The sequence below is a fragment of the Micromonospora sp. CA-240977 genome (genome assembly GCF_050942285.1).
In the GTDB taxonomy this organism is placed as follows: domain Bacteria; phylum Actinomycetota; class Actinomycetes; order Mycobacteriales; family Micromonosporaceae; genus Micromonospora.
This window is the reverse complement of the sequence record NZ_CP192055.1, coordinates 5,166,749-5,180,027: the sequence shown is the minus strand read 5'-3', so window position 1 is coordinate 5,180,027 and position 13,279 is coordinate 5,166,749. Positions and strand designations below refer to the sequence as shown.

The following is a 13,279-nucleotide window of genomic DNA, read 5'->3' as shown; positions in this document are numbered from 1 at the left end:
ATCACAGTCCTTGATGCGCGCGCTCATCAGTTGAAGGTTCGGCGGCGAGGAGTTCGCGTACCCGAGGAATGACCTTGGATCCGTAGAGTTCTATGGCATGCATCAGATCTGCGTGGGGAATTCCGCCGTTGCCGTACTTGAGGTCGAAGCGGTCGATGCCGAGCAGGCGAACGTTACGGGCGATCTTTTGGGCGACCGTTTCCGGGGAGCCCACCGCCATGGCACCGGACGGTCCGATGTACCGTTCGTAATCAGCGCGCGTCATGGGTGGAAAGCCGCGCAGCTTCCCGATTCGTTCCGCCATCTCTCGTAACGCGGGCCAGAAGGCTTCCCTCGCTTGCTCGTCGGTGTCGGCGATATGGCCGATGGAATGCATGCCGACCGGCTGTCGTGCTTGCCCGAATTTGTCTGACGCTTGGTGGAAAAGATTGACATATGGTCGGAAGCGGCTCGGTGACCCCCCGATGAGTGCGAGCATCAGGCGGAAGCCGTGCCGGGCGGCTCGGACAACTGATTCTGGGCTTCCGCCGACGCCCACCCAGGTGGTGAGCAACCCGTCCTCCACCAACGGGAAGACTTGCTGGTCCTGCAGGGGGTCCCGTGTCGAGCCGCTCCAGGAGAACGGGCGCTGTTTGCGGGCAAGGGCGAAGATTTCGAGTTTTTCCTCGAACAATTTTTCGTAGTCGCGAAGGTCATAGCCGAACAGCGGAAATGATTCAGTGAATGATCCGCGGCCTAAAATAACCTCGGCGCGGCCCTCGGAGATCCCGTCGAGCGAGGCGAACCGCTGGAACACCCGGATCGGATCATCGGAACTGAGCACCGTCACGGCGGTGCCGACGTGGATGTGGCGGGTACGGGCTGCGATGGCGGTTGCCGGGATCTCGGGCGCCGACGCGGCGTATTCCCAGCGGTGGTGCTCACCGATACCGAAGAAATCGATGTTCACGGCGTCGGCGAGCACCCCCTGCTCTACGACATGGCGTAGCGCCTGAGCGTAGGTTTCCCGCGGCTCATCGGTGGTGCGCAGTACGTCTCCGAAGGTCTCGACGCCGAACTCAAGTTCCATCACGAACTCCCAACGGACGTTTCACGGCTCGATGAAGCACCACAACTACGAGGCTTCGATAATGTGGTTGGCCCGCACTGGCTGGACGACAACAGCGCCGGCCAGAGGGTGCGCCGTTGGAGGCGCGAACATTTCTGTTGAACGCGCCCAACGATCTGGTCCCGGAGACCCGTCAAAACCATGTCGCCGACGCGGCCCCGGGGGCGGCACCCGCCAACGAGGTACCGCTTGCCGTGATCGTGCTCCTGGCCGCTCGAGGTGAGAGCGCGGCATTCTGTCAGTGGCTGACTGCCCGACCGCCGTCGATGTTGATGACGGTCCCCGTGATCGCCCCGGATCGCTCGGAGGACAGGACGGCGCAGGTCCAAGCGACCTCGTCAGGGTGGATGACTCGCTTGATCGCCATCTGCTCGGTGGCGGCCCTGCGCACTGCTGTGGAGTCGTCCAGTCCGGAGTCACGGGTGACGTCGACGAAGCCTGGGTTGACGTCGTTGACGGTGATCCCGTACTGGCCGAGTCCGGAGGCAAGCGACTTGGTCAGGGCGTGCAGGCCGGCTTTCCCGGATGAGATCGGGGCGGCTGCCCAGGACCCGGTCCAGGCGTTCGGTCCGTTCATGTGGATGATGCGTCCCCAGCCGGCGTCTCTCATGGCGGGCACGAAGGCCTTCGCGAGGTACCAGGAGGCGGTCAGCTGCTGGTTGAGGTAGTAGTGCCAGTCCTCATCGGTCGTGTCGAAGAACGACTCGCGGTACATGCGGTGCATCGCGTTGCTGACGTAGATGTCGACGCGGCCGAAGTGCTGCTCGGATGCTTCCTTGAACCGGGCCACTGTGTCGCGGTCGGCGGCGTCGCCGAGGACGACGAGTGCACCGACGCCGTGCTTCTCGGCTTCGCTTCTGACTTCTTCGGCCTCGGCCCGGTCGGTGTCGGTGTCGCGGGCATTGATGACGACGTTCGCGCCCCGTGCGGCGAACTCGAGGATGACCGCGCGGCCGATGTTGCGTCCCGAGCCGGTCACGAGAACCGTTTTGCCGGTGAAGTCCAGGTCTGATGCCATCGTGTGATCACGCCTTTCGTTCGTTCGAGGTGTGCCGCTCGCTCAGGCGGCCATGCCGTCGGATGCTGTGAATCCGTGGGAAGCGGGGGTGACGAAAACGCCGGCGTCGGCGTTGACGTGCGCGGGCACGACCCGTGTATGCGCGTGCGCCGCGCGTGTCAGTAGGTCGCGGCGCGCAGCGCGGACCCGGTCCGGGTCGTCATCAATCCAGTGGTCGCCGTACTTGGCGCACAGATCGGGCTGGCTCAGCATCATCGGCGTCGACAGCAGATCACCGACGAACACCGCGCTGTCTTGTTCGGAGCGGGCCTTCAGAACGGCAGAGCCGGGAGTGTGTCCCGGTACCTGTTCCAGATCCAAGCCCGCAGCGATGGAGAATGAACCGGTCCACAGCTCTACCTGATTGCTGGCCAGGATCGGCGCAATGCTGTCAGCGAATACGAGCGCCTGGTCCGCGTCCGGGTTACCAGCTGCGCGGCTGCCTTCTGGGTTCCAGTAGTCGAACTCCGCCTGCGAGATCAGGTACCGCGCATTGGGGAACGTGGGAACCCATACTTCGCCGTCGAGCCGAGTGTTCCACCCCACGTGGTCCGAGTGCAGATGGGTCAACACCACCGTGTCGATGTCCTCGGGCGCTGCGCCCGCCTCGCGGAGGCGTTCCAAGAAGGAAGTACTTAAGTTTTCGAACGGCGGAGCGGTCGGACGCTTCTTACCGTTGCCGATGCCGGTGTCAACCAGGACAAGCTTGCCGTCGCTCTCCAGCAGGAACGACTGGATCGTCAAGGTGACCGCGTCGTTCTCCGCGTTCCAGAACCGCGGCTCAAGCCAGGACCGCTGCGCCAGCCACTCCTGCCGACTGGAATCGGGGAACACCTGATCCCGGGTAAACAGGTGGGCGTTCCACTCCACGATGCGACGTGCCTCAATCCGGCCGATCCGGTACTTCGGGCCCAGACTCGCCGTGTCACTGCCGTTCATGCCCGTTCACCGCCTGCGCCGATGGCGGCAGCCAGAATCCCAGGCCGAGACAGCGTTTGCGCTGCACTATCCGACATTGCGTGAGCTCCTTTCGAGGTTGTCTGCGCTTTCACCGACGGACCGACGAGGAAGGCGCAGGCTTCAGACCTACGACACTCCGAAGCGCGGCGTCTGACGGCCCTTCCCCGAGCTCGGAGAGACATCGAACCCCTGTCCGGAGCGTCGGATCTAACCGGACTTTACCCCGCTTACGTCCTCCGGCGATAGGGGCGGGTTGTGAGCACCGCCACTTGCCGCCCTGGACTCTGGCTTCGGGCGTGGCAGTCATCGACGTGAGTTCCTGTCTCCATCTGGAGCGTCGTTGCCACTCCTGTGGTCTGACGAGCCGGTGTTTCGATCGAGAAGACACCTCCGGATCGACACATGCCGAGTGGTCCCATGGGCGGACCGGGGCTGGCTCTGATCTTGGCCGGGCAGGGCATCTTCCGCGCTGTGGCCGAGGTCCGGATGCCGCCGGTTTCCACCCATCCGGAAGGCCTCAAGAGCCGCGTAACGCCTGGCTCGACGTGCCCGGCTGGCGCTCGCTCATCTCCAGCGGGTCGTCGACGAGCGGCGCCTGGTCGTGCACGTTGACGCAGTCAAAAGACGCGGCTGCTCTCGTGTGACCGGCCACGACTGACCGCACGACGAGGACGCCGCGACCGTTACGTTCGGTGTGTTATGTCCATTCCGTGGCGGAGTCGTAGCCTTCAATCAGCGAACCTGGAAAGGCCGCCGCCGTCGCCGACCTGACGTGCACGACGTTCGCCTGGCGCTTCTGCTGCGGTGCGGGGCCTGGGGTGATGCGTTGCCTGGGGGTCTTTGTGACGCACACCGGCAACGCGTTCAGGAGGTCGACCGTTGGTCACGCGGCGGTGTTTCGTCCCCGGAAATGACCGGAAAAGTGGTTGACATTCTGCTCACGCGCTCGAGGCGGTAGCGGGCCGGTGAGTGGCCGGTCAGACGCTTGAACGTGCGGATGAATGAGCTCTCGGAGCCGAATCCGAACTGGGTGGCGAGCGAGGACACGGTGCGGTCGGTGGCCCGCAGCAGCTGCGCCGCCGACTGCACCCGCCATCGGAGCAGGTAGTCCAAGGGCGAGAGCCCGATAGTGGTCTTGAAGCGCAAGGCGAACGCGCTGCGCGACATTCCGGCCGACGCGGCCAGCTTGGCGACGGTCCATGGCTCGCCCGGTTGGGCGTGGATCAGCGCGAGCGCCGGGCGCAATCGCTCGTCGGAGAATGCCCGCAGCCAGCCCAGCGCCGTGTCCGGGCGGGCGAGCACGGCTCGCAGCGTCTGGACGAACAGCACGTGGGTGAGGTGGTCGCGCATCGCCCCGGTGCCCGGGATATCGAGCGAGGTTTCGTTCGCGAGCAGCTGCAGTACCGGGCGCAGGGCTGTGGCCTCGCCGGTGCGGGCCCGGATCGCGGCGACCGCGGGCAGATGGTCGAGCAGCAGCGCGGCGGCGGTGTCGTCGAACGAGAGCGCACCGCTGATCGCCGAGGTCTCCGCCGCGGCCCCCGGCGTGACGTGGTGGTAGACGGTGTCTGGCCAGGCGGCTTCGAACGCCGCCATCCCGTCTTCCGGCTGCAGGTCCGGGTCGGAGCCGACCGTGTAGGCATGGCCGCTGGTCAGCAGGTAGCAGTCGCCAGCCTGCAGCAGTAGCGGCTCGGCACCGTCGGTGGTCAGCCACAGGTGGCCGCACAGCACCGCGCCGACCCGGATGTGCCGGTATTCGGCGAAGCTCAGAGCCCACTCGCCGGCCGTCTCCAGTCGGCATGGTGGAGCGACCTGCACGTCGAGTAAGCCCAGCACGTCGGACAACGGATCCACGCGACCTCCCCAGTCTGGACGATCCGGCTATCAACCAGGACTCGTGGTCATGGTCCCCCGGTACGCGCCGCGCCTAGATTCTGCTCCAGCCAGTGTCACCACGAGTGAGCAGGGGACGATGAGTATCCACATGCCGGCGATCTGGCAGCGAACTCGCCGCTCACATCTGGGGTGCCGCGAACGTCATCCTCGTGGCCGGCATTCAGAAATCCCGGCCGCATCAACCTCATCCTAGTACGCCAACAAGGCGTATGCGTGCCTAGCCGTCGAACGGCCGTTATTAGCTCAATGCTGGTCTTCCCTGTCGCGCCCTCAGATTCCCCGGCAGTAACCATGCTGACGAATTGCTTCCAATAGGCAGAGGTGAACATGTCAACACCGCTCGAAGCGCCGAACGATGAGACGGCCGATACAGCAGTCCCGGTAATATATGACAATGGAGCCGTCCACGTGTCATCGGGTCCGGAACAACGAAATGGGCCTCGGGTGACATCTACACGATCAAGGCCACCGCGGAGCAGACCAACGGGTCCCTGGGCTTCATCGTCGCCACTGTCCCGCCCGGCAATGGTCCTATCGCACATCTGCACCTACACAACGACGAGGCATTCTTCCTGTTGGAAGGACAACTGGAATTCCTCGACGGCAGCACCACCTTCGTCGCGTCGGCCGGAGACTTCGTCTTCGTCCCTCGCGGAACCAGGCACAGGTTCAAGAACATCACCACCGAACCCGCAAAATGGCATTCCTCCTCACGCCGGCTGGCCCGGAGCAGCTGTTCCTGCTATTTGGCGACGACCCCTTGTCCGGTCACCAGCCCGAGCTGTGGACGCCGGAGCGGTTCACCCCCGCGCTGATCGCCCTTAACGAGCAACTCGGCAACATCGTCATACCCGAATAGCCGCTGACGCCGACCTCTCCGGCGATGTACCTTGCTCCGCCGCCTCGCGCAACGGAATCCCATAGCATCCCGGTGCGCTCGGAGACCCAGCGACGGGCTTTCCAATACATCATTGCCTGAGTAGTTCAGGACTATGAGATGGGCACCCGGTGGGAAGAAGTCACCCTGCAGGTGATGGACGCATTCCGCGGCAACGACGGCATGATCGGTGGCCCGTTCGAGGGAAAGCGGCTGATCCTTCTGCACCACATCGGTCAGACGACCGGTCGTGAGCGGGTCACACCTGGTCGCCGCCCTCGACGGGCAATCGCCCCAAGCATGAGCATCCGGCCCCGGAGATATCCGTACGACAGAGTCATCGCCGCCTTAGCCCCCCCGGGGAGCCTTGTCACAGGGCGGTGTCAACCAGGACACCTTAGGTTCAAAGGAGTGCGATTCATGGAGCACACTCGTACCGGCAGCATCCTTACCAACGACGGGGTGGGAATCCACTACGTCGAGGCCGGCCGGGGCGAAACCCTCGTGCTGGTGCCCGGGTTCTCGCAGACGGCCGCCGAATTCGGCGAGCAGATCACCGATCTGAGCCGCGACCACCGGGTCATCGCGCTAGATCTGCGTGGGCATGGCGAGTCGGACAAACCTGATCACGGGTATCGGGTCTCCCGGCTCGCCGCCGACCTACGCGATCTGCTGCTCGCACTGGACCTGGACGAGGTCACGCTGCTCGGACATTCCCTCGGCTGCACGGTGATCTGGTGTTATTGGGACCTGTTCGGTAGTGACCGTATCAGCCGGTTGGTACTAGTCGACCAGGCGGCGGTGACCGCCACCGACCTGGTCGATGCTCAGCAGGTGACTGAGCTCGGGGCCATCTTCAGCGCGGAATTCGCCTACGGCGTCGCCGAAAAACTGCGGGGCCCCCATGCGGCGACCGCCTGGCGCGAGGTGGTGTCGATGATGCACACGCCGCAGCTGAAAGCCGGAGACGTCGAATGGATCGTCGAGCAGAATCTTCGGCTGCCACGACAGCACGCAGCGACGCTACACCTCGATCACTATGGCAACGACTGGCGTGATGTCTTGCCCCGCATCACGGTGCCGACGCTGGTCATCGGCGGCGAGGAGAGCTTCTTCGACGCCAAGGTCGCCTTGTACGTGGCGAGCCGGGTACCCGGCTCGCAGGTCCGCGTCTTCTCGTCCGCCGAACGCGGCAGCCACCTCATGTTCTGGGAGAATCCCAGCTTGTTCAACGCCGTGGTTCGGGAGTTCATTGCCGCCGGCAAGGTCACGAGCTGATCGATGCCTCAAACATCGATCGGATTTCTGCCTGCTGGGTCCCCGCAACGCACCTGAGCAGCCATCGTGATGATCCCAAAGGTCGACCCTGCGGTGCGCGGCATCTGACAGGAAGCTCATTCCTTCGCAGTGCACGGGCCGTTGCGCGGAGAGATGAAAGCCATGAACACACCAGCCACGCTGTAGCCGAATTGCTCGACCTCTTTCCGGTCGCCTGGCACATGCAAAACGGACGCCCTGACGCGCATGCCAACCCCGGCAATGACAGGCATGCTGGCGGGCCTTACCGAAGGTTGGATGAAACACGGCAACTAACATCGCGGTCCATGGCGTCGATCTCCTCGCCGACCGAAGTCAAACAAAAGCCACACGTCTGCCAGAACCACAACGACCTCATAGCCTGCTTTCTCGCCCGGGCTGGGCATGACACTCGAAATCGGATAGCCGGCCAGATGTCAGCCTTTCAGCTGCTTGTAGCCGTCATGGTCTTGTCCAGTGTTTTCGCGAATCGTGCGCTAAATAGATTCCTCAGCGTTTCCAGTATCAGACGAATACAGATAAGGAAGTTCCTATATGAATCTGCGAGGCCTCACCACGGCGGCGCTCACGATAATGACAATCGTCGCCACGGTCACTGTCGCTGGTCCAGTCAGGGCCTCCGAAAAAGCGCCACAGTATGTGGCGCTAGGTGATTCTTATGCCTCAGGAGTCGGATCAGGCGGACCGTTCTCCGGCGCTTCCTGCCTGCGAAGTCCAACCGGCTACCCGCCGCAATTGGCCTCCGCGATCAAGGCCGCCAAATTCGGGTTCGTAGCCTGCAGCGGAGCGAAGATCAAGGAGGTCAATTCTACCCAATTGACGGTGCTGAACAGGTCGACGACGCTGGTAACCGTCACCGCCGGAGGTAACGATCTCGGCTTCAGCGCGGGCATTGCAGCCTGTGCGCAGGGGACGGACGCAGACTGTCAGGCGGTGGTGACAGCGGCTCAGCAGTTCAGCCGCTCTGTGCTGCCGAGCTTGCTGGACGACCTTTACCGGCACATTAAATCCCTCGCACCCAGGGCTGAGATCGTCGTGACAGGCTATCCGCGGTTCTTCGAGCTGACCGCCAACTGCACCGAAGAGCCTTTCAGCCTGTCCAAAAGAGCCGCGTTGAACTCCGCCGTGGATGTGCTGGACCAGGAGGTGCAGCGACGAGTCCTGGCTGCCCACGCGACGTTCGTCGACGTCCGGGCGGCGTTCGCCGGGCACGGGCTATGCAGCTCAACCACATGGATCAACGGGCTGAACTCGTCCGCACCGTTCCACCCGAATAGTGATGGATACCGCAATGGATATCTTCCCGCTCTGCTTCGGGCAACGGCCTGCGTGCGCTGATTTCTCGGAACGGCCCGACGGCTCTGTCCGCCAGGGCATTCGCAAGATCGAGATATGACCGGATGGTCGGTTGTGGGGTAGTCACGCCGGTTCCGGTGGTTACGTAGGAGAGCGCGGCCTTCTGGTGATCATTCAGGTGTCTAGGCTGGATGATCAAGGCGAAGGACCGCGCTCGTGGAAGCATCATCGTTGATCGGCGGGTTGTCCGCACGTCTGCACGGCGTGTCGGAGCAGGTGCAGCAGGACGCACCGGGGTTGTTGCAGGTGTTGGCGCAGGTTCCGGACCCGCGTGATGCGCGGGGTCGGATTCATCCGTTGCCGGGCCTGCTCGCGATCGCGGTGGCGGCGGTGGCCTCGGGGTCCAGTCGGGTCGTTGAGATCGCCGAGTGGGCGGCGGATCTGCCGGATGCGGTGTGGGACCTCCTTGGCGCGACTCGGGACCGGTTCACCGGCGCGCGGCGGGTGCCTGACGACAGCACCCTCGGGCGGGTGCTGGCTGGTGTCGATGCCGACGCCCTGGATGCTGCGGTCTGTCAGTGGCTGATCAGCCGGGCGGGTTCGGGTGCGTCGGGCCGGCGGGTGATCGCGGTCGATGGCAAAACGTTGCGTGGCAGTGGTCCCACCGGTTCGCAGGTGCATCTGCTGGCCGCGTTGGACCAGCGTGACCAGATCGTCCTGGCCCAGACCGACGTGGACGGGAAGACGAATGAGATCACCCGGTTCGTGCCGTTGCTCGACGGGCTGGACCTGACCGGCGCGGTCATCACCGCGGATGCCCTGCACACCCAGCGCGACCACGCCCGCTGGCTGGTCGAGGACAAACACGCCGGTTACGTCTTCGTCGTCAAGCGAAACCAGCCGCGTCTGTACCGTCAGGTCAAAGCCCTGCCCTGGGCGAAGATCCCAGTCCTGGACACCACCGGCGACCACGGGCACGGCCGCCACGACATCCGAGCGCTGTAAGCGGTCACCTGCCCCGGGCCCCTCGCCTTGGACTTCCCGCACGCCAACCAGGCCCTACGGATCCGGCGCCGCCGCTACCACCCGACCAGCGGCCGCTGGTCCACCGTCACCGTCTACGCGATCACCAGCCTCACCGCCACCCAGGCCAGCCCAGCCGACCTGGCCGACTGGCTACGAGGTCACTGGGCCATCGAAGTCCTGCACCACATCCGCGACACCACCTACCGCGAGGACGCCGGCCGGCTACGCACCGGCAACGCACCCCGCGCCCTGGCCACCCTGCGCAACACCGCGATCAGCCTGCTCCGCCTGGACGGCGTCACATCCATCGCGCCCACCCTGCGCCGAAACAGCCGGAACCCGTACCGATCCCTACAACTCCTCGGAATCGCCTAGATCAGGCATATCTCTACCTTGCGATCGCCCTGCAGGGGGCGGCGCCTCATCGACGAAACCACCCCAACCTGGCGAGACCCCCAAATCACATAACACCGCAATGTCCCTCTGAGCCCGGCCGGTCCGCGTGGTGGCGTGGACCGGCCGCTTCCGGGTTCGGTGGCTGCAGCCGTCAGCTCTGTGTCCTCGACACGATCACTGGCGTGCAGGACGACGCCGCGATGATGGAGTGACTTCGGAGCCGGATCCACACGACCTGCCCAGTCTGGACGATCCGGCTATCAACCAGGACTCGTGGTCATGGTCCCCCGGTACTCGCCGCGCCTAGATTCTGTTCTGGCCAGTGTCACCACGAGTGAGCAGGAGAACGATGAGCATCCACATGCCGGCGAAGCAGGGCACCACGGTCTGGTTCAACGGGGACATCCTCACGGTCAAGATGACCGGGGCGGACACCGGCGGCAGCGTCGGACTGATCAAGGCGTCGGTGCCGCCGGGCGGCGGACCGGCCGCGCATACCCACACCCACACCGACGAGACGTTCTATCTGATCGACGGGGAACTGGAGTTCCTCGACGGTGACCGGTTGTTCACGGCGACGGCCGGCGACGCCGTGTTCATCCCGCGCGCCACCCGGCACCGGTTCAAGAATGTCAGCCTGACCCATGCCAGCATGCTGTTCTTCTACACGCCGGGCGGAGCCGAAGGGCTGTTCGTCGAGGGCGGCGACCAGCCGCAGCCGGGCGTGCAGGTGCTGCCATGGGGGCCGGAACGAATCGACGACCGGCTTCTGTCGCTGCTCGACAAGTACGACACCCAGGTCCAGCCCGACCTCTAGCAGCGCGGACGGGCGTCGTCCGGGCGCCCTGCCGCTCGTCGGCTGCGCGGTAGGCGTCGCTATGTGGCTTCCGGACAAGGAGGAAAGGTCACCGACCGGCTTCGCTCACACCGGTCGGTGGATGATTGGGGGCCGTGCTGACCGATATCCTGCTGGGCGGTTCAGACTCAGTCGGCATACTGTGCCCCACTCCGGGTGATGGCTGCCGGGGCCGGCCAGACCCGAGGCAGGGCTGGCCGGCCGGCCGGTGCCGGTCCGGACGGCGCGGGCTCAACCGCGGAGTGCCCTGGTAGGCGGCGGTCGGCGACGACGCGGCCGAGGTCGCCGTCGCCCCGCTCATCCGGCGCGGTACCTCGTGATCATCATGCTGCTCACCCTAGGAACCCGCGGACGACCAGCGCTTACATCGCCTTGCCGCCGCGATGACGACTTCTTGCCGTCAAACGCCGGCCAGTCACCTAGCGGTGCGGCGCCGCCGGTACTGGGTGGGCGTCATCCCGGTGTGCCGGCGCAAGGCCGCGGCGAAATGCGCGGAGCTACTGAAACCGCAGAGGTAGGCGACGTCGGTGACCGAATTGTCGCCGCGTTCCAGGTGCCGGCAGGCCGCCTCGATCCGCAGCCGGGTGAGGTAACGCCGCGGCGGTTCGCCGACAGCGGCCGCGAACATCCGGCCGAAATGGAAGGAGCTCAACCCGGCCGCCCTGGCGATATCGGCGAGCGTGATCGGCAGAGCCAGATTGTCGTGCATGAACTCGACAGCCTGCCGCAGCCGCGCATCCCGCGGTCCCAGCCCGCCGACCTCGGTGTCCGCGCCCAGCGCGGTCAACAGGTGCACGATCAGGAATGAGACCGCGGACTCGGCGTAGAGATCATCGGCGCCCCGGGCTGCCGCGTCCGCCATCGCCAACATGATCGCCTCGACAAGCCGATCGTTGGTGCCGAGCGCATCGGGCAGATCCTCGGCATCGAGGACCCGGCCGCACAACTGGTCGGCGCAATCCAGCAGGGCCTGCCCGGGTAGGTAGAGATGAAGAGTTTCCTTGTTCTCCGGCGAGTAAGTCCGCCACCGCAGAGTGGCCGCACGCCCGGGAGCGGTCATCCCGATCCGCCCCGGGCCATAGTCACATCGCTGCCACCGTCCACCATCCGTACGCGATTCCACCAGCGCCCGGCCCCGAGTCACCAGGACGATCGTCTGGTCGGTCAGGGCGGGCAACTCGAGACACTCGACTGTGCGGTCGTTGGTGAGCCGCCGCAACATCGCGGACCGCCACCCGGCATCCCGCATCGATTCGAAGGTCACCCGGGCCGGGCCATCAGGCCCCCGATGTCCCGCGCCGACGGCTCCCGGAGGAGCCACGGTCGAGGTCACGGCCTCACGCTACGACGGAGAGCCTGCTGATTGGGGTGCGTGACGAAGTCCGTGACCGCGGCGACCACGTCCCGGTCGCGCAGCAGCCGGTTGTGCCCGAGACCGGTGGTGAGGTACAGCGTTGACCCCGGCCAGGCCGCCACGATGGCCTCCGAGCCAGAGGACGGCGTGGTGCGGTCATCGGTGTCATGCACCAGCAGGGCCGGCGGCACGGCGCAGGCCCTGCTGGTGGCCGGCATTTCGAGATCGCGCATGGGCACCCCCACGCGAGCCTCGATGCGGTCGAGGAGCCGGCGATGGGTACGTTCGCCGAAGCCGAGCACTGCCGCGAGCTGCTGGGCCTGCACCGACGGGATGGCCATCGGGGCGATCAGGGCGAGCCGCTCTGCGGTGAGGCCAGACCGCAGGGCGGCGGCAGTCGCGGTGGCCCCGATGGAGTGGGCGATGACGGCGTACGCGGGTCCGTGCTCGGCGACGACGGCGGCCAGCGCCTCGGCGAACTCCGGGATCGACGACGACTGCGGTCCGAACCGGCCCGGCCCGGACCTGCCGTGGCTCGGCATGTCGAAGCCCACCACTCGGTAGCCGGCGGCAATCAGCGCGGGGATGAACGCGGCGAACTGCCCGTGATATCCCGCCCACCCGTGCGCCAGATAGATCGGCGGTCCGTCGCCCCAGGTCCGGCCTAAGAGAGTACCGACTCGGAACGGGGTGCCACTCTCGGCCATTGGCCGCGCTTTGCTGGGCTTCGGCAGAGTCATCCAGACCTGTTCGGCCCAGCGTGCGCTGACGGCGGGCGCGATCCGGTCGGCCACGCGATAGGCGAGGCGTATCGGCGCGGGAACGGAGAACAGCGCCGCCGTCGCGGTCACGGGCACGGTCGTGACCGTGTTCTCACTCATGATGTTTCCCTTCGAGTCCATCGCGGGACCAGGGTGCCGTCCCGGGTGATCGCGTGGACGCTGCCGAAGGCGTGTTCGGCTTGGCCGGCGATCACGTTCACGTGCCGTGAGGATGCCTCCGTTGAACCAGACTGTGGTGCCACCCCTGCTTCGTCGACATGTGGATACACATCGTTCCCCTACTGGCTCCTAGTCAGACGTAAACGGACTTTACCCCGTATGCGTGCCTGGGGGATAGGGGCGGGTTGTGAGCACCGT

Annotated in this window: 12 protein-coding genes and 1 pseudogene; 7 read left to right on the top strand and 6 right to left on the bottom strand. The window is 65.4% G+C overall.

Translation table 11 applies throughout. The features are described 5' to 3' along the window. Window position 1: 1 nt before the first annotated feature. The 4 genes from ACQPWW_RS23435 to ACQPWW_RS23420 all read right to left on the bottom strand — a co-directional run bounded on the left by ACQPWW_RS23435 (window position 2) and on the right by ACQPWW_RS23420 (window position 4,976). Window positions 2-1,069: an Atu2307/SP_0267 family LLM class monooxygenase gene (locus ACQPWW_RS23435; protein WP_433125558.1), complete on the bottom strand. Its 1,068-nt coding sequence runs from the start codon at window positions 1,067-1,069 to the stop codon at window positions 2-4. A 277-nt stretch (window positions 1,070-1,346) separates the two neighbouring features. Continuing rightward, window positions 1,347-2,126: an SDR family NAD(P)-dependent oxidoreductase gene (locus tag ACQPWW_RS23430; protein WP_433125557.1), complete on the bottom strand. Its 780-nt coding sequence runs from the start codon at window positions 2,124-2,126 to the stop codon at window positions 1,347-1,349. Window positions 2,127-2,168: 42 nt separating this feature from the next. After that, on the bottom strand, window positions 2,169-3,104 hold the full coding sequence (locus ACQPWW_RS23425; protein ID WP_433125555.1) for an MBL fold metallo-hydrolase: 936 nt from the start codon (window positions 3,102-3,104) through the stop codon (window positions 2,169-2,171). A gap of 885 nt (window positions 3,105-3,989) precedes the next feature. Beyond that, window positions 3,990-4,976, bottom strand: a complete 987-nt coding sequence (locus ACQPWW_RS23420) for an AraC family transcriptional regulator (RefSeq protein WP_433125554.1) — start codon at window positions 4,974-4,976, stop codon at window positions 3,990-3,992. 455 nt (window positions 4,977-5,431) lie between these two features. Here ACQPWW_RS23420 and ACQPWW_RS23415 point away from each other — a divergent pair. The 7 genes and pseudogenes from ACQPWW_RS23415 to ACQPWW_RS23385 form a co-directional block, all read left to right on the top strand. Further along, window positions 5,432-5,662 (top strand): annotated as a pseudogene (locus tag ACQPWW_RS23415) (cupin domain-containing protein); the annotation flags it as partial. Window positions 5,663-5,715: 53 nt separating this feature from the next. After that, window positions 5,716-5,877, top strand: coding sequence for a hypothetical protein (locus ACQPWW_RS23410; RefSeq protein WP_433125553.1), 162 nt, complete (start codon window positions 5,716-5,718; stop codon window positions 5,875-5,877). Window positions 5,878-6,315: 438 nt separating this feature from the next. Next, entirely contained in the window at window positions 6,316-7,173 is an 858-nt protein-coding gene (locus ACQPWW_RS23405; RefSeq protein ID WP_433125551.1) for an alpha/beta fold hydrolase, read from the top strand. A 573-nt stretch (window positions 7,174-7,746) separates the two neighbouring features. After that, window positions 7,747-8,550 (top strand): SGNH/GDSL hydrolase family protein, encoded by an 804-nt coding sequence (locus ACQPWW_RS23400; protein ID WP_433125550.1) that lies wholly within the window; start codon window positions 7,747-7,749, stop codon window positions 8,548-8,550. Window positions 8,551-8,724: 174 nt separating this feature from the next. Continuing rightward, window positions 8,725-9,513: an ISAs1 family transposase gene (locus ACQPWW_RS23395; protein WP_433125549.1), complete on the top strand. Its 789-nt coding sequence runs from the start codon at window positions 8,725-8,727 to the stop codon at window positions 9,511-9,513. A 27-nt stretch (window positions 9,514-9,540) separates the two neighbouring features. Next, window positions 9,541-9,909, top strand: a complete 369-nt coding sequence (locus ACQPWW_RS23390; RefSeq protein ID WP_433125548.1) for a transposase — start codon at window positions 9,541-9,543, stop codon at window positions 9,907-9,909. A 370-nt stretch (window positions 9,910-10,279) separates the two neighbouring features. After that, on the top strand, window positions 10,280-10,747 hold the full coding sequence (locus tag ACQPWW_RS23385; protein ID WP_433125546.1) for a cupin domain-containing protein: 468 nt from the start codon (window positions 10,280-10,282) through the stop codon (window positions 10,745-10,747). A gap of 454 nt (window positions 10,748-11,201) precedes the next feature. Here ACQPWW_RS23385 and ACQPWW_RS23380 read toward each other — a convergent pair whose 3' ends face one another. Together ACQPWW_RS23380 and ACQPWW_RS23375 are read right to left on the bottom strand one after the other, a co-directional pair. Then, complete coding sequence (locus ACQPWW_RS23380; protein WP_433125545.1) at window positions 11,202-12,035, bottom strand: helix-turn-helix domain-containing protein; 834 nt, start codon at window positions 12,033-12,035, stop codon at window positions 11,202-11,204. Window positions 12,036-12,115: 80 nt separating this feature from the next. Further along, entirely contained in the window at window positions 12,116-12,991 is an 876-nt protein-coding gene (locus ACQPWW_RS23375) for an alpha/beta fold hydrolase (RefSeq protein ID WP_433125543.1), read from the bottom strand. Window positions 12,992-13,279 lie beyond the last annotated feature (288 nt).

What these genes read in the sequence shown, in the direction of transcription:
- ACQPWW_RS23425 (WP_433125555.1), bottom strand. Translation starts at nt 3,104, where the DNA reads ATGAACGGCAGTGACACGGCGAGTCTGGGCCCGAAGTACCGGATCGGC.
- ACQPWW_RS23405 (WP_433125551.1), top strand. Translation starts at nt 6,316, where the DNA reads ATGGAGCACACTCGTACCGGCAGCATCCTTACCAACGACGGGGTGGGA.
- ACQPWW_RS23410 (WP_433125553.1), top strand. Translation starts at nt 5,716, where the DNA reads ATGGCATTCCTCCTCACGCCGGCTGGCCCGGAGCAGCTGTTCCTGCTA.
- ACQPWW_RS23400 (WP_433125550.1), top strand. Translation starts at nt 7,747, where the DNA reads ATGAATCTGCGAGGCCTCACCACGGCGGCGCTCACGATAATGACAATC.
- ACQPWW_RS23385 (WP_433125546.1), top strand. Translation starts at nt 10,280, where the DNA reads ATGAGCATCCACATGCCGGCGAAGCAGGGCACCACGGTCTGGTTCAAC.
- ACQPWW_RS23430 (WP_433125557.1), bottom strand. Translation starts at nt 2,126, where the DNA reads ATGGCATCAGACCTGGACTTCACCGGCAAAACGGTTCTCGTGACCGGC.
- ACQPWW_RS23380 (WP_433125545.1), bottom strand. Translation starts at nt 12,035, where the DNA reads ATGCGGGATGCCGGGTGGCGGTCCGCGATGTTGCGGCGGCTCACCAAC.
- ACQPWW_RS23435 (WP_433125558.1), bottom strand. Translation starts at nt 1,069, where the DNA reads ATGGAACTTGAGTTCGGCGTCGAGACCTTCGGAGACGTACTGCGCACC.